Here is a 19621-nt window from a genome sequence, read left to right as displayed (position 1 = left end):
AAGCGTGGGGGAGACCGACCCCCCCCACGCCAACCGGTTTCCCCCTGTCGACCCCCCCCCCCCAGCCCCTACCCCACCGCCCCCCGAAAGCCCCTCCGGCCCCGCCCCGCTCCCCCCGCAAACCCCACGGCGAACCCCGGCCCCCACCGCAAACCCACCGGCAGCCCGCACTTCACCCCCAGCAGCGCACCCCACCCGAAACCCACCCCGTGAGACACACCACACCCGCACACCCGCCCCAGGCGCCCACTCCTGCCTCCCGCCGGTGGGCCGGCTGCTCCCCTCCCGCCTCCGGCCCACCGCCGAGCTCCCGCCCCGGACGGCAGGGATCAGCACCCCGAATACCCCTGCTGCCCGCTCGCCCGCTGGCGCCCCTCCCGCACCAGCATCCCCACCGTGCGCACCAGCTCCGTCGGCTCGAACGGCTTCGCCAGGAAGGCGTCGATGCCCACCGACGCACCGCTGTCGACCTCGCCCTCCGTACAGGCGCTGACAATGGCGATCGGGATGTCCCGGGTCCGCGGATCGGACCGCAGCCGCGCCGCGGTATGCAGCCCACCCAGCCGCGGCATGGCGACGTCGAGCGTCACCACGTCGGGTCTGACCTGGTGCACGACGTCCAGACACTCGGCACCATCAGCCGCGGTCACGACCTCGAAGCCCTCCAGCTCAAGGTTGACCCTGATCAACTGCCGGATCACCTTGTTGTCATCGACCACAAGGATCCGACCGGACAAGCCAGGCACACCATGAGACTAGGTGCCCACCTGCGGCTGCGTCCCGGTTTTGCCCACTTCCGCCCCCGTGCGGGGGACCTTTCCCCGACCACCGCCGACAGCCCCTCCCCATGCGGTAAGGGCGCCCTTCCTTCCCCCTCCCCGCGGCCGCCCCCCGAAGTGTTCATGAGCACCCCATCGGAGCTGGTAGTGTTCTACTCGTCGCCGCAACGACCGGCCGACAAAGCCCCCGTAGCTCAGGGGATAGAGCAACGGCCTCCGGAGCCGTGTGCGCAGGTTCGAATCCTGCCGGGGGCACTTCATTCGAAGTGCCAGAAGACCCCGCGACCAGCTTTCACATGGTCGGCGGGGTCTTTGCATATGCGCGGTCGGCAGGTCAACGGTCCCGGTTACCGGGCTCCCTCCGTGCGGGCCGGGGGCTCCTTACGGCGGAAAACCCCGGCGACGAGCCGCTGCTACAACAGCGTCCATGAAGAGGGCATGGGGATGGTGCGCGGCGATCATCGGCATCGCAGGCTTCTTGCTGTTGATGTGGAAGGGCCCTGGTGGCTCGATGGCGGGCATCTGCGCCGGACGGACTTACAACCCGCTGACGGAGCGATCATCACCGGGTTTCGCACGATGCTTGCAGCGCTCCTCGCCGGCGTCGTCGCTGCGCTCGGACTCTGGTATACGCATCGCAATCATGTCCTTGCAAGGCGTCAGTTCGAGGAGACGCTGGCGCAGTTCGAGCACATGAGGCACAAGGATCGGCAAGAGGTGGAAATTGCCCGCGACGGCCAGGCCACGAAGCGGTATGTCGAGGCGGTGCAACTCCTGGCCTCCGAGAAGCTGACCGCGAGGCTCGGCGGGATTTACGCGCTGGAGCGCATCATGCGGGACTCCGAGAAGGACCATGGGACCATCGTCGAAGTTCTGGCAGCGTTTATTCGGCAGAACGCACCGGCGCTCCCGGACGAGGCGGCCGTCAGCAGCGAATACCCGGTACGGGTGGACGGCACGCGGCAACACGTCAGGGAAGACACACAGGCAGCCTTGAGTGTCCTTGGACGCCGCCCCCGGCGCACACAGCACGATGTGATCGACCTCAGCCGCACCTGCCTCCGCCGCGCGGATCTGTCACGCGCACAGCTTCGCGGCGCGAACCTGGCGCATTCTCAACTGGAGCACGCGGACTTGAGTGGTGCGCAGCTCTCGGATGCAGATCTCTGTGAGGCTCGCTTGGAACACGCCCGTCTCACCGGGGCGGGTTTGGAGCGAGCCCGACTGGAAAGGGCCCGTCTGGAGCACGCGGATCTCTCCGTCGCGAATCTTGAGCGCGCTCGTCTTCGTGAAGCGCACTGCGCGCATGCCACCTTCGCTCACGCCCAACTGGCCCGCGCGGATTTCGGCAAGGCACATGGAGAGCACGCCGACTTCACCGACGCGGACGTAGAAGGGGCCAATTTCGTGCAGGCGCATCTGGACGGTGCGCATTTGGGGGGCGCGGTGGGAAATCCGGTGCTGTGGCTTCCTGGGGGAGGTGATCGCGAGCACGCTGGGCATGTCCCGGAGCAGGGCGGGGAGTCACCGGCGTTATCCGCGGCGCTGGGCTGCGTGGGGCGGAGTGGCAGGGGCGGGGCTCGGTTTTCCGGCTTCGGACCTTGGCCTTTGCGTCCCCGCGCCCCACGCCCCCCTTTTTGTCAGCCGTCCACCCGTACCGGCAAGGAGTCCAGGCCGTAGACGATGGAGAGTTTGCGGAAGGCGAGGGTTTCGGGGGAGGTGGCCAGGCGCATGGTGGGGAAGCGGCGGACCAGGGCGGGGTAGGCGGCGCGGAGTTCCATGCGGGCGAGTTCGGCGCCTACGCAGCGGTGGATGCCGTAGCCGAAGGCGAGGTGGGAGGGGATCTTGGGGCGGTCGGGGTCGAACTGCTCCATGCCGGGGCCGAGTCGGTCGTCGCGGTCGGCGCCGCTGAGGGAGCACAGGACGACGTCGCCGGCGGCGATCTTGACGCCGGCGATCTCCATGTCCTCGCGGGCGAAGCGGGGGAAGGCGACCTGGACGACGGTGAGGTAGCGCAGGAGCTCTTCGACGTAGCGGTCGACGGCGTCGTCGCCGTCCTTGAGGGCGGCGAAGTGGCGCGGGTCCTGGAGGAGGACCAGGGCGCCGAGCGCGAGCATGCTGGCGGTGGTCTCGAAGCCGCCGGTGAGGACGCCGTCGGCGAGGCCGGCCAGTTCCTCGTCGCTGACCGCGTCGCCGTGTTCGCGGACGATCATGCCGAGGAGGCCGTCGCCGGGGTTGGCGCGCTCCTTCTTGACGACCTCGCGGAAGTAGGCGAGCGATTCGGATATGGCGCCGAAGGAGGCGTTGGCGCCGCTGAAGAGGTCGAAGCGGGCGGCGCTCAGGCGCTCGAAGTCGTCGCGGTCCTCGTAGGGGACGCCGAGGAGTTCGCAGATGACGAGGGAGGGGATGGGGAGGGCGAAGGCGGTGACGAGGTCCACCGGGGAGCCGTCGCGGCCGGCCTGCTCCATCGCGTCGAGGCGCTCCTCGACGATGTCGTGGATGCGGGGGGTGAGCCGGCTGAGCCGGCGCATGGTGAATTCCGGGGTGAGCAGGCGGCGCAGGCGGGTGTGGTCCGGCGGGTCGGCGAAGCCGAGGCCGCCGGGGTTCTGCTCGGCGCCGGCGCCGGCCTTGCCGACGAGGTTGGTGAAGTCGGAGCTGAAGGCGTTCGCCTTGCCGAGCACCGCCTTGGCCTCCTCGTGGCCGGTGACCAGCCAGACGTTGGCGGCTATCGGCACCGGCAGCTTGCTGATCGGCTCGCGCGCGCGGACGGCGGCCAGCTCGGGCACCGGGTCGAGGCCGTCGCGGCGCAGCGGCATCAGCACGGAGTCCGGGAGGAAGGACATCCGGGAGAGGTCGAAGCCCTTTTTCCTCGTTCTCGCCAGGTAGAGGCGGCCGGCCCAGGCGAAGATCCGGGAACGGAGGGTCGTCATGGCGCTCATACTGCCTTTCGTCGCGGGGGACGGTCACCCGCGCTCGGCCGCCCCCGTGGGCCGAAACGGCGCGGGACCTTCACTCGGCGTGCACTGTGTCGTACGCCATAGCCCCTCGCGTGCGACGCCATGGCGCTGGTCCATGGCGTCGACCGGTGCGAACGGTCGTCCGCATCAGCGTGACGAGCTCGGCCTTCTGCTTTTCGTTCTGACCGAGTTTACAAAGTGCTGACGGAGACGTTCACGGGAACGGGCGCGTGCGGGCCCGGGCGGAACCCTGATTCTTCCCCTAGGGGATGGGAAGGGCGGGCGGCGGGGGCGGGAGGGGCGTTCGGCCCTGGTGCGGCGGGCGGCGGCGGTGGCCGCGGCCGGGGCGGCAGCTTGCGGGCGTTATGGGTGACTTGAGTGGAATGTGGTGAATTGCTTGCTACGTTGCCGCTGTGGACGTGGTGGACGGGTCGGACGGATCGGTGGTGGTGGACGGGGCCGCCGCCGCGGCGCCGCGGGGGGCCGGGCGGCGCGGGGTCGAGCTGGCGCTGCTGCTGGGCGCGGTGCTCATCAGCGTCTGCGGCTATCTGGTGGTGGGGGTGGCCAGATCGCACGCGGTGCCGGGCGGCGCGCTGCGGTACGCGGCCGGGCTGGGCGGTCTGGCGCTGCTGGCCCATCTCGCGGTGCGGTTCGGCGCCCGGCACGCCGATCCGCTGCTGCTGCCGACCGCCGTACTGCTCAACGGCCTCGGGCTGGTGCTGATCTTCCGGCTCGACCTGGAGACCGCCCGCGACCGGGCCGCGCCCGCCCAGCTGGTGTGGTCGGCGCTGGGGGTGACGCTGTTCATCGGGGTGGTGGCGGTGCTGCGGGACCACCGGGTGCTCCAGCGCTACGCCTACGGGTGCGCGGGGCTGGCGCTGGCCCTGATGGTGGTGCCGATCCTCTTCCCGGCCGTCAACGGGGCGCGGATCTGGATCCGGGCGGCCGGATTCTCGCTCCAGCCGGGCGAGTTCGCCAAGGTGCTGATCACGGTGTTCTTCGCGGCGTACCTGGCGGCCAACCGGGAGGCGCTGGCGCACACCGGGACGGCGGTGGGGCGGCTGCGGCTGCCGGCCGGGCGGGTGCTCGGGCCGGTCGTCGGCATCTGGCTGGTGAGCGTCGGGGTGCTGGTGCTGGAACGGGACCTGGGGACGTCGCTGCTGTTCTTCGGGGTCTTCGTGGTGCTGCTGTACGTGGCGACGGGGCGGGCCTGGTGGATCGCGGTGGGGGTGCTGCTGGCGGCGGCCGGGGCGGCGGCGGTGGGCACCCTGGAGCCGCATGTGCACGGCCGGGTGCAGGACTGGCTGCACCCGTTCGCCGGGATCGCGGCGGGCCGGGGGCCGGGGCAGCTGGCGCAGTCGCTGTTCGCGTTCGCCGCCGGCGGGACGTTCGGGACGGGGCTGGGGCAGGGGCACTCCTCGCTCATCGGCTTCGCGCTGAAGTCGGACTTCATCCTGGCGACGGTCGGCGAGGAGCTGGGGCTGGCCGGGCTGTGCGCGCTGTTCCTGCTGTACGCGCTGCCGGCGGTGTGCGGCTACCGGACGGCGCTGGGGCTGCCGGACGCGTTCGGGAGTCTGCTGGCGGTCGGGCTGGCGGCGCTGCCGGCGCTCCAGGTGTTCGTGATCGCCGGCGGGGTGATGGGGCTGATCCCGCTGACCGGGATGGCGATGCCGTTCCTGGCCCAGGGCGGTTCGTCGGTGGTCACCAACTGGATCATCGTGGCGCTGCTGGTGCGGCTCAGCGACCGGGCGCGCGGGCCGCGGCCGGCCGCCCCCGCCGGACCCGCCCGCGCCGCGCCGGACGCGGTCGGGGCGGCCCGGTGAGCCGCGCGATCCGGCGCACCGCCGCGTTCTCCTTCCTGCTGCTGGCCGCGCTGCTGGTCAACGCCGTCCGGGTGCAGGTCATCGAGGCGGACGGGTACAACGGGAGCCCGGCCAACCGGCGGGCCGCGATCGCCCGGTACGCCCAGCCGCGCGGCGCGATCCTGGTGGGCGGCCGCCCGGTCACCGGCTCCCGGGACAGCGGGGGCCGGCTGCGCTACGAGCGGACGTACACCGACGGCCCGCTCTACGCGCCGGTCACCGGCTTCGCCTCGCAGACGTACGGGACCTCGCTGCTGGAGAGCGCCGAGGACGGGGTGCTGGCCGGGACGGACCGGCGGCTGGCCGCGTTCCCGTGGTGGGACCGGCTGGTCCGCCGCCGGCCGCCGGGCGGCCGGGTCGAGACCACCATCGAGCCGGCGATGCAGCGCGCCGCGTTCCGGGGGCTGGCCGGGCGGAAGGGCGCGGTGGTGGCGCTGGAGCCGCGCTCGGGGCGGGTGCTGGCGCTGGTCAGCTCGCCGTCGTACGACCCGGGGGAGCTGTCCGGGAACGGGCCCTCGGTGACGGGTGCGTGGCGGCGGCTCAACGAGGCGCCGGACCGGCCGATGCTCAACCGGGCGCTGCGGCAGACCTATCCGCCCGGTTCGGTCTTCAAGGTCGTCACCGCGGCGGCGGCGCTGGAGAGCGGGCTGGTCCGGGACCCCGACGCCCCGCTGGACGTACCCGACCCGTACACCCTGCCGGGCACCCGGACCGCGCTGGGCAATCCGGCGGAGGGCTGCGAGCACGCCGGGCTGCGGGAAGCCTTCCGGCTCTCCTGCAACACCGTCTTCGCGCGGCTGGGGGGCGCGGTCGGGCTGCGGACGATGGCGGCGGCGGCGGAGCGGTTCGGGTTCAATGATCCGGGGCTGCGGATCCCCTCCCCCGTCGCGCCGAGCACCTTCGACCGGCGGATGGACGCGGCGCAGCTGGCGCTGTCCTCGATCGGCCAGTACGACACCGCGGCCACGCCGCTCCAGATGGCGATGGTGGCGGCGGCGGTGGCCGACGACGGGCAGCTGGCGCCGCCGTACCTGGTGGAGCGGGTCACCGATGCCTACGGGGCGCCGCTGGTCCCCGGGCCGCCCCGGGAGCCGGCCCGGCAGGTGATGAGCCCGGCCACCGCGCAGCTGCTCCAGGAGATGATGACGGAGGTCGTGGAGCACGGGACCGGGCGGACGGCGGCGATCGACGGGTTCACGGTGGGCGGGAAGACGGGGACGGCGCAGCACGGGGTGCGCAACGAGGGCACACCGTACGCGTGGTTCATCGCGTGGGCGCGGGACCGGCGCAGCCATGAGCCGGCGGCGGCGGTGGCGGTGGTCGTGGAGGACGCGGAGGCCGAGCGCGCCGATATCAGCGGCGGCGGCAGCGCCGGCCCGATCGCCCGCGCGGTACTGGCGGCGGGGGGGGGGGTGCGGTGAGGGGGCCGGTGGGCGGGCCGGTGTCGATGCGGCGGCCCACCTGAACGCCCCCGGCGCGCACCGCTTTGTACGACGAAAGCCCGCCGCCTGTGGATAACTCCGGCACGGGTCGGCCGGCCGGAGCATGCTGGGGGCAGGACGAGACGAACGGGGGGTGGATGACATGCATCCGATGCTCAAGCCCGCGCCGCGGCGCGGCTGGCGGGACCGGGAGACGGTGGGCTCCCGTCGCCTTCGGTGTCCGGGACGGGGGCGTCGTGGCGGTCCGCGCGGCGGCAGAATGGGGGCATGGATTCTGACGCGGCGTCCGCGCCGTCCCGCGCGGCGCGTCCCCTGCTCTCGCTCGACGAGGTGGCCGCGCTGGCCCGGCGGGCGCACGCGGGGCAGACCGACAAGGCCGGCCGCCCGTACGCCGAGCATCTGGCGGCGGTCGCGGAGGGGGTGCGGGCGCGCGGGGGCGGTCCGGCGCAGATCGCCGCGGCCTGGCTGCACGACGCGGTGGAGGACGGGGCGGTGAGCGCGCAGTGGCTGGCGGGCGCGGCGCTGGACGAGGCGACCAAGGCGATCGTGCTGGCGGTCACCAAGCGGCCCGGTGAACCGGTCGAGGAGTACACCGCCCGGATTCTGGCCACGCCCGGAGCGCTGCTGGTCAAGGAGGCGGATCTGGCGCACAACGCCGATCCGGCCCGGCTGGCGGTCCTCGACGCGCCGACCCGGGACCGGCTGGCGGCGAAGTACGCGCGGGTGCGGGGGCTGCTGGGGCTGGTGTGATGGGGGCGGGCCGGGCCCCGCGACCCGTGGGATGGCCGGAAACGGGCCCCGCGGTCCCCCCGCGGTTCCACACCCCGGACGCGCGCGCGGAAAGGTGCCCTACGCAGCTAATCTGCCGCGATGACTCCTACGCAGCCTTCGGAACCGCGGCCTTCGGAACCGCGGCCCTCGGAGCCGCAGCCTTCGGCGGACCGGCAGTCCTCGGAATCCCAGCCCTCGGAGCCGCAGTCCTCGGACCGGCGGCCCCCCGTGATCGCCGCGCTGGCCGGCGTCGGCGTCCGCCGCTACACCACCGGCCAGGTCATCCTCGACGGTATCGACTGGACCGTGCGCGCGGGCGAGCACTGGGCGCTGCTCGGCGCCAACGGGGCCGGCAAGACCACCGTGCTGCGGCTGATCGGCGCGCTGATGTTCCCCACCGTCGGCACCGTCGAGGTGCTCGGCCACCGGCTCGGCCGGGTGGACGTACGGGAGCTGCGCGCCGCCATCGGCTTGGTGTCCAGCGCGCAGAAGGTGCCGCAGGACGCGACCGCGCACACGGTGGTGCTGACCGGCGCGACCGGCACCGTTCAGCCGCTGTGGCGGAAGTACGACGAGGCCACCCGGGAGCGGGCCCATCAGCTGCTGGCCGAACTGGACTGCAAGGAGCTGACGGACCGGCCGTTCGGCGTCTGCTCGGGCGGGCAGCGGGCCAGGATCCTGATCGCCCGCGCGCTGATGGCCGACCCGTCGCTGCTGCTGCTCGACGAGCCGTTCAACGCGCTGGACCTGCCGTCCCGCGAGGACCTGATCGACGCGCTGCACCGGCTCGCCGCGGGACGGCCGGAGCTGGCGACGGTGACCGTCACCCACCACCTGGAGGAGCTGTCCCCGGCCATCGGGCACGCGGTCCTGCTGCGCGAGGGGCGGGTGCAGGCGCTCGGCCCGGTGGCGGAGGTGCTGACCGGTGAGCGGATGACGGCCTGCTTCGGGCGGCCGATCGAGGTCTCCCGCCACGAGGGGCGGTGGCTGGCCCGGTCGGGACGGCGGTAGAACGCGGCGGGCGGCCGGGCGATCGGGCGGCCGGGCGATCCGGGGGGGGCGCCTCACCCGCCCGCCTCCCACCAGGTCACAACTCCCGCACCCACCCCGGTAGTTGCTCCCTCCGCCCGCGCCACTCCTCGCCCAGCGGCACCGCACCCGTAGCGGCCCCCACCACTCCCCCGGTGATCGCGCACGTGGTGTCCACGTCGCCGAGGCCGGCCGCGGCGGTCCAGAGGGCGGCGGGGAGGTCGCCGGGGTGGGCGGCGGCGCACCAGAGGGCGAACGGGACGGTGTCGTCGGCGCGGATCCGGCGGCCGCTGCCCAGGGCGGCGGCGGCCTCCTCGGGTGCGGTACCGGGCGGGAGTCCGGCCGCCCGCAACAGGCCGTCGCGGACCGGGCCTTCGGGCGTACGGGCGGCGACCGCGGACAGCGCGGGCGGTTCGCCGCGGGCGTTCAGCGCCGCCGCGACCGCCACGGCCACCGCGCCCGCGATGCCCTGCGGGTGGGCGTGGGTGACCTCCGCGGAGCGGGCGGCCTGCGCGGCGGCCCGGTCGAGGTCGTCGTGGAACCACGCGCCGAGCGGCGCGACGCGCATGGCGGCCCCGTTGCCGAGGCTGCCCTCGCCGCCGAAGAGGGCGCGGGCCACCTCCCGCCACTTGGCCGGTTTGGCGGCCACCCGGGGCAGCAGGGCGTGCATCCCGGAACCGTAACCGCGGCCGGGGTCGGCGCGGTGGGTGGCGGCGAAGCGTTCGGCCAGGGCCCGCTGACGCACCTCGCCGTGCTCCACGAGGACCGCGAGCAGATCCAGCGCCATGGCGGTGTCGTCGGTCCAGGGCCAGTCGGGCTCGGGCGGCAGGCGGCGGTCCGCGATCAGCCGCCGGGCCTCCTCCTCGGGCCGGAACAGCCCGAAGAAGCGCTCACCGAAGGCGTCCCCGTGCGCCAGTCCCTCGATACTGCCGCGGACGGCGGCGCGCCGCCGTTCGCCGGCGGGATCCGTGGAGTGGTCCATGGCCGGATCCTGCCACGCGGTACGGGAGTTGGCGCCGCCGAGGCCGGGAACGAGGACGTCCACGCAGGCGCGGCACGGACCCCGTACGCCCCCTCCCCACCCCCGGGCCAAGAAGTCGCGCCCGAGGGATTGACGTGCTTGCTGACAGGCAGTCTCATAAGAGGCGACCCCATGTGACCGCGGGTAACTCCAACACCCCCCCGCATCCCCCGACTGTGAGGTGTGGCCAGAGCCATGACGAGCGCGCCGACCGCAATGACCGTGGCGGACACCGACGTCCTGCGGGACGCCCTCGGGCTGCTCAAGGACCGGGAGCAGGTCGCCGAGCGGCTGCTCGACTCCTCCGCCAAGCACTCCTTCGACCCCGACACCGAGCTGGACTGGGACGCGCCCCTGGAAGAGGGCAAGTGGTTCTGGCCGCCGGAGCTGGTCTCGCTCTACGGCACCCCGCTGTGGAAGCGGATGTCGCTGGAGCAGCAGCAGGACCTCTCCCGGCACGAGGCCGCCTCGCTGGCCTCGCTGGGCATCTGGTTCGAGATCATCCTGATGCAGCTGCTGGTCCGGCACATCTACGACAAGCCGGTCACCAGCGCCCATGTCCGCTACGCGCTCACCGAGATCGCCGACGAGTGCCGGCACTCCAAGATGTTCGCCCGCATGATCCAGAAGGGCGGCGCCCCCACCTACCCGGTCTCCCGGCTGAACCACAACCTCGCCCGGGTCCTCAAGACCGTGTCCACCACGCCCGGTTCGTTCGCCTGCACCCTGCTCGGCGAGGAGATCCTGGACTGGATGCAGCGGCTGACGTTCCCCGACGAGCGGGTGCAGACGATCGTCCGCGGGGTGACCCGGATCCACGTCGTCGAGGAGGCCCGGCACGTCCGGTACGCCCGCGAGGAGCTGCGCCGCCAGATGGTCACCGCGCCGCGCTGGGAGCGGGAGCTGACCCGGATCAGCTCCGGCGAGGCGGCCCGGGTCTTCTCCGTCGCCTTCGTCAACCCGCAGGTCTACACCAATGTCGGCCTGGACCGGCGGGAGGCGGTCGCCCAGGTCAGGGCCAGCGGGCACCGCCGCGAGGTGATGCAGAACGGCGCCCGCCGCCTGACCGACTTCCTGGACGAGATCGGCGTACTGCGCGGCGCCGGCCGCCGCCTGTGGCGCAGCTCGGGCCTGCTGGCCTGAGCGGGCGGCCCGGAGGGGACGCGCGCGAACGGTGCCCGGAACGGGTCGCCGGCCAACCGGTGTCCGGAACGGGTCGTTCGCGCGCCGTACGCCCCGAGCACCTGTACGACTCCGAATTCCCGGCGGTTACGCTGCTGTTCATGAACGGCAGCGGCACCGCCCCAGCAGTACCCAGACCCGCCTACCGAAGGCTGAGCGTGGAGCAGCGCCGCAGCCAGCTGCTGGCCGCCGCGCTGGGCCTGTTCGCCCAGCGCGCGCCGGAGGACGTCTCCCTGGACGACGTGGCGACCGCCGCCGAGGTCTCCCGGCCGCTGGTCTACCGCTACTTCCCCGGCGGCAAGCAGCAGTTGTACGAGGCGGCGCTGCGCAGCGCCGCCGACGAGCTGGAGCAGTGCTTCGCGGAGCCGGAGACCGGTCCGCTCACCCGGCGGCTGGGCCGCGCCCTGGACCGCTACCTCGCCTTCGTCGACGAGCACGACGCCGGGTTCAGCGCGCTGCTCCAGGGCGGCAGCGTGGTGGAGACGTCCCGGACGACCGCGATCGTGGACGAGGTGCGGCGCGCCGCGGCCGAGCAGATCCTGCGCCACCTGGGCGAGCCGGCGCCGGGGACGCGGCTGCGGACCACCGTCCGGATGTGGATCACGGCCGTCGAGGCGGCCTCGCTGATCTGGCTGGACGAGGGCAAGCGGCCGCCGCTGGACGAGCTGCGGGACTGGCTGGTGGACCACTTCGTCGCCCTGCTGACCGCCACCGCGGCCCGGGACCCGCAGACCGCCCGGGTGATGCGCGCGGCACTGCGGCGGGAGACCGCGGACGGTCCGGCCGGCGATCTGGCGCGCCGGATCCTGCCCGTCGTGAGCGACGCCGCCCACCTGCTGTGACACTGGGCCGGTGCGCAGCGAGAACACCCTCTTCACCGGCGGCCCGCTCGACGGCCGGGTCCTGCCCGTCCTCGTCGGCCCCACCGGCCTGCCCCCGAAGACCTACGAGGTCCCGGTGCCCCGCGACGACGGCCGGCCCCCGGAGGTCCACGTCTACCTCCGCGTCCCCGGCCCCCCGGGCCGCCTGGGCCTCCCCCGGGGCTGGCGCTACGCCTACGCCCCGGAGGGCCGGCCCGACCGCCGCCTGAACTGGCCCTGGCGGGGCCGCGGTTCGCGCTGAGCACGGGTCCCGGGCGGAACCGGCGGGCCGGGCCGGGGCCGCGGCCCTGGCCCGGCCCCGGTACGACCCGTCAGACCCTGATCAGGCCCCGATCAGGCGCCCGTCAACGACGCCAGATACGCCGCCGTCTTCTCCGGCTCGTAGAAGAAGTTCTCGAAGTCGGCGGGGTTGTCGAAGCCGTTGGCGAAGCGGTCGGCGACGGGCTGGAGCTGGCCGGCGGCGCCGAGGAGGTTCAGGATGTGCTCCGGCGGCGGGGCGAGCATGGCGTTGGTCCACTTGGTGACGTGCTGGGCGGTCTGCCAGTAGCGGTCGAAGGTGGCCCGCATCCACTCCTCGTCGAACGGCTCCTCGCCGCGCTCCACGATGGACGCGAGGTAGGCGGCGGCGCACTTGGCGGCCGAGTTGGAGCCCTGGCCGGTGATCGGGTCGTTGGCGACGACCACGTCCGCGACGCCGAGGACCCGGCCGCCGGAGGGCAGCGTGCCGACGGGGTTGCGGACGGTGGGGGCGTAGCGGCCGGCCAGCGTGCCGTTGGCGTCGGTGAGTTCGACCTCGGTGCAGCGGGCGTACTCCCACGGCAGGAAGGTCTTCATCAGCTCCAGCGTGAGGTCCAGGTGCTCCTTGGGGTCCCGTACGCCCTGGAAGGCGTCCACCGGGCCGCCGGGGATGCCCTCCCAGAAGAGGATGTCGGCGCGGCCGGAGACGGTCAGCGTCGGCATCACGAACAGCTCGCCGACGCCGGGGACGATGTTGCAGCGCACCGCGTCGAACTCCGGGTGCTCCGGGCGCGGGCCCATCCCGTGGACGTAGGCGACGGCCAGCGCGCGCTGCGGGGCGTCGTACGGGGAGCGGGCGGCGTCCCGGCCGAACATCGACACCAGCTCGCCCTTGCCGGCCGAGACCAGCGTCAGGTCGTAGCGCCGCGCGAAGAAGTCCAGGTCGGAGACGGCCGCGCCGTGGATGACCAGCTGGCCGCCGCGCTGTGCGAAGGTCTCCATCCAGCCGGCCATCTTGACCCGCTGGTCGACGGACTGGGCGTAGCCGTCGAGCCGGCCGACCCAGTCGATGGCGCGCTGGGTGCCGCCGGGCGCCGCGTGGCTGCCGGGGGCGGCGACCGAGACGCCCAGGCCCTCGATGTTCGGCGCCTGGTTCTCCCAGAAGTTGAGCGCGAGGTCCCGCTCGTGCTGGAGGGCGGTGTGGAACATGCACTGCGTGGACATGACCCGGCCGGAGCGGATCTCGTCGGCGGTGCGGTTGGACATCAGCGTGACGTCGTAGCCCTGGGCCTGGAGGCCGAGCGCGAGCTGGAGACCGGACTGGCCGGCTCCGACGATGAGTATCTTCCGCATGGCGGGGCTCTTCTCTGTTCCTGCTGTTCGGGGGAGGTGAGGGGTGGCGGGAAAGAGGCTATTCGGGGGTGATGTCGAGGGCGTGGCCGACCAGGGCGAGCAGCGCCTGGATGACGGTGGGCCGGCGCCGGGCGTCCATCACGACGATGGGGACCTCCGGCGGCACGGTCAGCGCGTCGCGGACGTCCTCGACCTCGTAGCGCTCGGTGCCCTCGAAGTGGTTGACCGCGACGACGTACGGCAGACCGCAGCTCTCGAAGTAGTCCAGCGCCGGGAAGCAGTCCTCCAGCCGGCGGGTGTCGGCCATCACGATCGCGCCGATCGCGCCGCGCACCAGGTCGTCCCACATGAACCAGAAGCGCTGCTGGCCCGGCGTGCCGAAGAGGTACAGCACCAGGTCCTGGTCGAGGGTGATCCGGCCGAAGTCCATGGCGACCGTGGTCGTGGTCTTCTCCGGCGTCGCCGTCAGGTCGTCGGTCCCCTCGCTGGCCTCGGTCATCACCGCCTCGGTCTGGAGCGGGGTGATCTCCGAGACCGAGCCGACGAACGTGGTCTTGCCGACACCGAACCCGCCCGCGACCACGATCTTGGTGGCGATCGGCGCGTGCGACCGGTCGGTCTGCCAGCTCTGCAGCCCCGCGTCGTCGGTGGCGGGACCGGCGGCGGGTCCGGCCCCGCCCGCTATCGTGTCAGAGCCTGTGAAGTCCACTCAGCACCCTTTCGAGCAGCGCCCGCTCCGGCCGGCCGGTGCCGTGCCCGGTGCCGTAGACGCGAATCTTTCCCTGGTCGGCGAGGTCGCTGAGCAGGACGCGGACCACACCCAGCGGCATCTTCAGCAGCGCGGAGATCTCCGCGACCGAGCGCATCCGGCGGCACAGCTCGACGATCGCGCGCATCTCCGGCATCACGCGGTCGCCCCAGTTGCCGGCGGTCAGCTCGCGCCGCTCGTCGGGGGCGTCCAGCGCGGCCACGAACGTCTCGACGAGCAGGACGTGGCCGAACCGCGTCCGGCCGCCGGTGAGCGAGTACGGGCGGACCCGCGCGGGTTTGCGGTCCCCGCCGCGCACGGGGAGTTTGGGAGTGCTGCTCACTGGGGGCTCTCCATCGACTTGCGGAGTTCGGTGCGGAGTTCGGGGGTGAGGACGTGGCCGGCCCGGCCGACGAAGAGCGCCATGTGGTAGGCGATGACGCTCATATCGCAGTCCGGGGTGGCGTGCACGCCGAGCAGCGAGCCGTCGCTGATCGACATCACGAACAGGCTGCCCTCGTCCATCGCGACCATCGTCTGCTTGACGGCCCCGCCGTCCATCAGCTTCGCGGCGCCGTTGGTGAGGCTGCCGAGGCCGGAGACGATGGTGGCGAGGTCGGCGCTGGAGCCGCGGGGGCCGTCGTCCTCGCCGCCGTGGCCGGGGGCGTTCTCCATCCGCCCGGGGTCGGAGGAGAGCAGCATCAGGCCGTCGGAGGAGACCACCGCGACCGAGTGGATGCCGGGCACCTCGTCGACCAGATTGCTCAGCAGCCAGTGCAGGTTACGTGCCTGAGTGCTCAGTCCCTGTCCCTGAGCAGTGGGCGCTTGCGCCTTCAATCGCGTGCCTCCTCGCCGGTATGGCTGTGTCCCGGGGCCCCCGCTCCGTCGGTGTCCGTGTCTGGGATGGTCTGCTCCGCGGTGTGTTCCGCGATCTCGGCGGCGACATCGCGCCGGCCGGCGGACGCGCCCTGCTGGAAACCGCCGAGGCGGCGGCGCAGCGCCTCGGCGTTGGCCGCGCCGCTCCGGCGCGGGGCGGTGGGCGCCTTCTGCTGCGCCACGACCTTCGGGGTGCGCTTGGGCAGCCCGGTGCCGGTGCGGCGGCGCGGTGCGGGCGCGGCGGGCGCCTGGGGCGCCTCGTCCCGGGGTGCCTGGGCCGGGATGGCCGCCTCCGGGGCGGGCGCCTCCGGGGCGGGCTCGGCGGCGGGCGCCGGGCGGGTGTGCTCGTCCGGCCCGATGGCGTACGGGTCGGCGGCGGGCGCCGGGGCGGCGTGCCGGGCCTTCCCGGGCGCCGGGGCGTCGCCGGCCGGGGCGTCCCCGGGGCGGGTGTGCTCGGCCGGGGTGGCGGCGGGACCGGTGGTCGGGCCGGTCGCCGGTCCGGTGGGCGTGGCGGTCGCGTACGGGCCTGGTGACTGGGGGCCGTACGGGCTGGGGGTGGCGCCGGGGTCGGCGGCCGGGGCGTCCTCGTCCGCCGGGGCCGGGGCCGGGGCCGGGGTGCCGAGGCCCGCCGCGTCGATGGCGCGTTCGGCGGCGGCCACGAACGGGTCGCCGGCGAGCCCGGCGGCGCGGGCCGGCTTCCCGGAGGCGGCGGGGTCGGCGGCCGGTGCGGACGGGGCCGGGACCGGAACGGACGGTTCCGAAGCCGCCGGTGCCGGAGCGGCCGGCGCCTGGGCCGCCGGAGCCGCCGAGGCGGGCGCCGGGGCCGACGCCGGAGCGGCCGCGCCGCCCCCCGCCTCCAGCCGGTTCATCCGCGTCTGGAGCGTGTTGGAGTTGGCCTCCGCGACCGAGCCGGGCAGGACCGGGCCGGCCGCCGCGCCCTTGGCCGGGGCCGGGCCGCCGGCCGCCGCCGGCGCCGGGCGGTTCGGCAGGATCGAGCCGGGCAGCACCACGACGGCGGTGACGCCGCCCTGCTTGCGGTCCCGCAGCTGGACCCGTACGCCGTGCCGGGCGGCCAGCCGCACCACCACGTACAGCCCCAGGCCCAGCGCCTCGTCCACGGTCTCGGAGGTGGCGGCGGTCTCGGCGTCCGAGAGCCGCTCGTTGACCTCCGCGAGCCGGTCCGCGGTCATCCCGATGCCCTCGTCCTCGACCGAGAGCATCAGCTCGCCGCTCTCCAGCAGCCAGCCGGACAGCTCCACATGGGCGTCCGGCGGGGAGAACGCGGTGGCGTTCTCCAGGAGTTCGGCGATCAGGTGGCTGAGGTCGTCCGCGGCGAAGCCGGCGACCTGCGCGTGCGGCGGCAGCGAGGTGATCCGCACCCGCTCGTAGCGCTCGATCTCGCTGACCGCGGCGCGCAGCATGTCCAGCAGCGGCACCGGGCCCGAGTGGCTGCTGCCGTGCTGCTCGGCGCCGGCCAGGACGAGGAGGTTCTCGCTGTTGCGGCGCATCCGCGCGGCGAAGTGGTCGAGCTTGAAGAGGGTGTCCAGCCGCTCCGGGTCCTGCTCGGACTCCTCCAGCGACTCGATGACCGCGAGCTGGCGCTCCACCAGGCCCAGGGTGCGCAGCGAGAGGTTGACGAACCGGCCGTGCACGCCGGTGCGCAGCACCGCCAGCCGCTCGTGCAGCGCGGCGACCTCGTCCTTGAGGGCCTCGGCCTGCTCCTGGAGGGCCTCCCGTTCGGCGACCAGCCGCTGCCGGCCGCCGACCAGCCGCTTGCGCTCGGCCTCCATCTCGGCGGAGCGCCGGGCCGTTTCGGAGACCTGGGCGTGCAGGGAGTTGATCGAGCGGATGGCGGCGGCGTACTCGTCGTTGCGGCCCTTGTAGCCGATCGGCTCCTCGTGGCCGGGGTCGGCCGCCAGCCGCTTGGCGCCCAGCCGCAGCGCGGCCAGCGGCTGGGTCATCGTGCGGGCGGCCCAGACGGCGGTGCCCACGGCCACCAGGAGGCACAGCCCCTCCAGGCCGATGGTGATCTCCAGGGCCGTCACGTCGTCGTCGCGCAGCGCGGCCAGGCGGTGGAACTCGGCGGTGGCGATGGCCGATTCGGTGCCCCGCATCAGACCGATCCGGCTGGTCAGCGCGGCCTGCACCCGGCTCCGGCTGAGCGCCGCGTCGGCGGCGTCGAGGTAGGGCTGGTCGGTGAGCCGGGTCAGATAGCGCTCGGCGGTGTCGACGTCGGTGCCGTTGACGGTGCGCTGGTAGCGGTCCCGGGCGCTCTGGCTGGCGTCCTGGTTGAAGTCGCCGAGCGCGCCCTGCTCGCGGATGTGGGCGATCTGGGCGGCGGCGGTCAGCCGGGGCTGGGAGCCGCCCGCCTTGAGGCCGGCCAGCAGCAGCGCGCGGGTGCCGGCGGCCTGGTCGGCGGCGCGGCCGAGCGCGGGCAGCGCGCGGGTGTCGGCGGCGCCGCCGTCGGCCCGGGCGGGCAGGCCGCGGGCGATCTCGTCGCTGATCCCGCCGAGCGCCTGGACGGCCTCGCTGTACGCGTCGTAGACCTGGTCGGCGGTGGCGGGCCCGGCGAGCGCCTTCTGGCGGGTCTCCGGGAGCTGCTTGAGGAGCTTGTCGGCGGCGGCGAACGCGGCGCTGCCGTCCGCCACGCCCCGGGACTGGTTGCGCAGGTCCTCGATCTGCCGGTCGATCTGGGCGCGCAGGTCGTCGGCGGGGGCCGCGGTGAGGTTGCGGCCGGTGCGCCCGGCGGCCACGTACGCGGTCATCGCGTCGCGTTCGTCGGCGAGGGCGTGCGCGAGGTTGATGGCGCCGGCGTTCAGCCCGGCGAGGTCGACCAGATGCTGACTGGCGTGCGCGTCGCCGGCGGCGGTCGCCACGGCGGGGGCGCCGGCCCCCAGGACGGCGACGGCGACCACGGCCACGGCGCCCATGAGGCGGTTGCGGACCCGCGCGGGACGCCGTCCCGGGCCGTCCGCGCCGCCCGCCGTGCCCGGTCCCGTACCGGATCCCGTGGCCGGTCCGGAGACCGATCCGGCCGGCGAACCCGGCTTCCCTGCGCCGCCCCGAAGCCGCTTCTTCCGCACCGCTGCTCGCATTCCTGTCTCGCCTGCCCACGCCCTGCCGGCGTCGCGGACCCGGCTCGCTCACCGCTCGCGGGACGGATCTGCGCGAAGTCCACGGCAGCGCACGATTCCGCGAGGGCGAACAGTCCGGCTCTGCGCGTCGCGACGGACGTCCTGGCCACCCCGGTTGATCCGGGAGACGACCATTCCACCGGCGCCGCGCAGTGGCTCGGCAACACATGTCCGGCCACCTGAACGAGTGAACAACAATCGGAGTTTGACGTTCAACTTCCGCCCGGCGGTGTATCCCGCCGCAACCCCGCGCAACCCCCGGACGGGTTTGGAGATGCGTGCCGGTCCTGGAAGGATGCCCCGCCCGCCGCCCGCCGGCGCCGCAATCCGGACCAATCGCCCCTGGTCCGGGGGCCCTTCCGCGGCGGTCGCCGGAACGGGCCCGCCACCGGCCCGGATCCGGCCGCCTCCGGCAGACTTCCCCCCATGCGCATCGAACTCGCCACCGAGCCGGGCGACCCCCAACGCCCCAATGAGGACTACGCGTCGGTCGCCCTCCCGGCCTCCGGCGAGGGCGGCGCCCTGGTGCTGCTGGACGGGGTCACCCCGCCCGAGGAGGACTGCGGATGCGTCCATTCCGTCCCGTGGTTCACCGCGCGGCTCGGGGGCGCAATGCTCGAACTGTCGGTTTCACACCGGGACATGACGCTCCCTGAGGCGCTCGCGGCGGCCGTCCGCAGAGTGGGCGACGCCCATCGCGACACCTGTGACCTTTCTCACCCCCGTACGCCGCAGGCGACGGTGGTCGCCGCGCGCTGGTCCGGCGAGGTGGTCGAGCATCTGGTGCTGTCCGATTCCGTACTGCTCCTGGAGAAGGCGGACGGGTCGGTGCATCCCGTACAGGACACCCGGCTGGCCGACCTGCCGGCACCGGTGCCGGCGCTGCGCGCGGCGGTCCGGGCGCTGCCCCGCGGCTCCGCCGAACGGGCCGCGGCGGCCCGGGAGTACGTACGGGCGGTGGAGGCGCTGCGGAACGCCGAGGGCGGTTTCTTCACCGCGGCCGCCGACCCGGCGGTGGCCGCGCGCGCGGTCACCGGCACCACCCCGCGCGCCGCGCTGCGCTCGCTGACCGCGCTGAGCGACGGCGCGAGCCGCTGGGTGGAGGTCTTCGGCGCGGGCTCCTGGGACCGGTGCGCGGCGCTGGTGGCGGCCGGCGGGCCGCGGGCGCTGATCGAGCGGGTCCGGGCGCTGGAGGCGGACGACCCGGAGTGCGCCGCCTTCCCGCGCGGGAAGGCCCGGGACGACGCGGCGGTGGTGCACGTGGCGCCGTGAGCCGGTGGGCGCGGGGCCGGGGCCCGGGGCGCGCTACGGGGGCGCGCGCTACGGCCCGGCGGGGCGCGCTACGGGGC

At 74.1% G+C, this 19621-nt stretch carries 17 protein-coding genes and 1 tRNA gene; 10 read left to right on the top strand and 8 right to left on the bottom strand.

Going from position 1 to position 19621, the window contains the following annotated elements; all coding sequences use genetic code 11:
- Nucleotides 1-329 precede the first annotated feature (329 nt).
- Nucleotides 330-746 (bottom strand): response regulator, encoded by a 417-nt coding sequence (locus tag ADL22_RS04360; protein ID WP_234430532.1) that lies wholly within the window; start codon nucleotides 744-746, stop codon nucleotides 330-332.
- 216 nt (nucleotides 747-962) lie between these two features.
- Here ADL22_RS04360 and ADL22_RS04355 point away from each other — a divergent pair.
- Together ADL22_RS04355 and ADL22_RS33520 are read left to right on the top strand one after the other, a co-directional pair.
- Nucleotides 963-1034, top strand: a tRNA-Arg gene (locus tag ADL22_RS04355).
- A gap of 183 nt (nucleotides 1035-1217) precedes the next feature.
- Nucleotides 1218-2459 carry a pentapeptide repeat-containing protein gene (locus tag ADL22_RS33520; RefSeq protein WP_159048575.1) on the top strand — a complete coding sequence of 414 codons (1242 nt, stop codon included), beginning with the start codon at nucleotides 1218-1220 and terminating at the stop codon, nucleotides 2457-2459.
- Here the strand turns inward: ADL22_RS33520 and ADL22_RS04340 are convergent.
- Nucleotides 2420-3718, bottom strand: a complete 1299-nt coding sequence (locus tag ADL22_RS04340; protein ID WP_199836208.1) for a cytochrome P450 — start codon at nucleotides 3716-3718, stop codon at nucleotides 2420-2422. The two genes, ADL22_RS33520 and ADL22_RS04340, sit on opposite strands and share 40 nt — an antisense overlap.
- A gap of 461 nt (nucleotides 3719-4179) precedes the next feature.
- On the opposite strand from ADL22_RS04340, the gene ADL22_RS04335 reads away from it, so the two are divergent.
- The 4 genes from ADL22_RS04335 to ADL22_RS04320 all read left to right on the top strand — a co-directional run bounded on the left by ADL22_RS04335 (nucleotide 4180) and on the right by ADL22_RS04320 (nucleotide 8822).
- Complete coding sequence (locus tag ADL22_RS04335; RefSeq protein ID WP_066974017.1) at nucleotides 4180-5559, top strand: FtsW/RodA/SpoVE family cell cycle protein; 1380 nt, start codon at nucleotides 4180-4182, stop codon at nucleotides 5557-5559.
- The gene (locus ADL22_RS04330) at nucleotides 5556-7019 is read left to right on the top strand and encodes a penicillin-binding transpeptidase domain-containing protein (protein WP_066973999.1); all 1464 of its coding nucleotides are present in this window, start codon (nucleotides 5556-5558) and stop codon (nucleotides 7017-7019) included. The genes ADL22_RS04335 and ADL22_RS04330 overlap by 4 nt, the downstream gene beginning before the upstream one ends.
- 288 nt (nucleotides 7020-7307) lie before the next feature.
- Nucleotides 7308-7790, top strand: coding sequence for an HD domain-containing protein (locus ADL22_RS04325; RefSeq protein ID WP_066973997.1), 483 nt, complete (start codon nucleotides 7308-7310; stop codon nucleotides 7788-7790).
- A gap of 249 nt (nucleotides 7791-8039) precedes the next feature.
- Nucleotides 8040-8822 (top strand): ABC transporter ATP-binding protein, encoded by a 783-nt coding sequence (locus tag ADL22_RS04320; RefSeq protein ID WP_066973995.1) that lies wholly within the window; start codon nucleotides 8040-8042, stop codon nucleotides 8820-8822.
- A 76-nt stretch (nucleotides 8823-8898) separates the two neighbouring features.
- Here ADL22_RS04320 and ADL22_RS04315 read toward each other — a convergent pair whose 3' ends face one another.
- Nucleotides 8899-9822 carry an ADP-ribosylglycohydrolase family protein gene (locus ADL22_RS04315; protein ID WP_066974016.1) on the bottom strand — a complete coding sequence of 308 codons (924 nt, stop codon included), beginning with the start codon at nucleotides 9820-9822 and terminating at the stop codon, nucleotides 8899-8901.
- Nucleotides 9823-10056: 234 nt separating this feature from the next.
- Here ADL22_RS04315 and ADL22_RS04310 point away from each other — a divergent pair, with 234 nt between their 5' ends.
- From ADL22_RS04310 to ADL22_RS04300, 3 genes are all read left to right on the top strand, one after another.
- Nucleotides 10057-11004, top strand: a complete 948-nt coding sequence (locus ADL22_RS04310; protein ID WP_066973993.1) for an AurF N-oxygenase family protein — start codon at nucleotides 10057-10059, stop codon at nucleotides 11002-11004.
- Between the two features lie 140 nt (nucleotides 11005-11144).
- The gene (locus ADL22_RS04305; protein ID WP_199836207.1) at nucleotides 11145-11885 is read left to right on the top strand and encodes a TetR/AcrR family transcriptional regulator; all 741 of its coding nucleotides are present in this window, start codon (nucleotides 11145-11147) and stop codon (nucleotides 11883-11885) included.
- A gap of 10 nt (nucleotides 11886-11895) precedes the next feature.
- A complete protein-coding gene (locus ADL22_RS04300; RefSeq protein ID WP_066973989.1) occupies nucleotides 11896-12165 on the top strand; it encodes a hypothetical protein in 270 nt (89 codons plus the stop codon).
- A gap of 92 nt (nucleotides 12166-12257) precedes the next feature.
- Here ADL22_RS04300 and ADL22_RS04295 read toward each other — a convergent pair whose 3' ends face one another.
- Genes ADL22_RS04295 through ADL22_RS04275 form a run of 5 tightly spaced genes read right to left on the bottom strand, consistent with a single transcriptional unit; the run spans nucleotide 12258 to nucleotide 18068 of the window.
- Nucleotides 12258-13514: a styrene monooxygenase/indole monooxygenase family protein gene (locus ADL22_RS04295; RefSeq protein WP_066973987.1), complete on the bottom strand. Its 1257-nt coding sequence runs from the start codon at nucleotides 13512-13514 to the stop codon at nucleotides 12258-12260.
- Between the two features lie 58 nt (nucleotides 13515-13572).
- Entirely contained in the window at nucleotides 13573-14199 is a 627-nt protein-coding gene (locus tag ADL22_RS04290; protein WP_066974014.1) for a GTP-binding protein, read from the bottom strand.
- A 4-nt stretch (nucleotides 14200-14203) separates the two neighbouring features.
- Nucleotides 14204-14605 (bottom strand): DUF742 domain-containing protein, encoded by a 402-nt coding sequence (locus ADL22_RS04285; protein WP_066973984.1) that lies wholly within the window; start codon nucleotides 14603-14605, stop codon nucleotides 14204-14206.
- Nucleotides 14602-15099 (bottom strand): roadblock/LC7 domain-containing protein, encoded by a 498-nt coding sequence (locus ADL22_RS04280; protein WP_066973982.1) that lies wholly within the window; start codon nucleotides 15097-15099, stop codon nucleotides 14602-14604. The genes ADL22_RS04285 and ADL22_RS04280 overlap by 4 nt, the downstream gene beginning before the upstream one ends.
- Nucleotides 15096-18068, bottom strand: coding sequence for a nitrate- and nitrite sensing domain-containing protein (locus ADL22_RS04275; RefSeq protein WP_066973981.1), 2973 nt, complete (start codon nucleotides 18066-18068; stop codon nucleotides 15096-15098). The genes ADL22_RS04280 and ADL22_RS04275 overlap by 4 nt, the downstream gene beginning before the upstream one ends.
- Nucleotides 18069-18698: 630 nt before the next feature.
- Here ADL22_RS04275 and ADL22_RS04270 point away from each other — a divergent pair.
- The gene (locus ADL22_RS04270) at nucleotides 18699-19544 is read left to right on the top strand and encodes a hypothetical protein (protein ID WP_066973978.1); all 846 of its coding nucleotides are present in this window, start codon (nucleotides 18699-18701) and stop codon (nucleotides 19542-19544) included.
- Nucleotides 19545-19621: the final 77 nt, after the last annotated feature.

This window comes from Streptomyces sp. NRRL F-4489, from assembly GCF_001509485.1.
In the GTDB taxonomy this organism is placed as follows: Bacteria; Actinomycetota; Actinomycetes; order Streptomycetales; family Streptomycetaceae; genus Streptomyces.
Note: the sequence above shows the minus strand (reverse complement) of the source record. Positions and strands in the feature narration are given on the sequence as shown.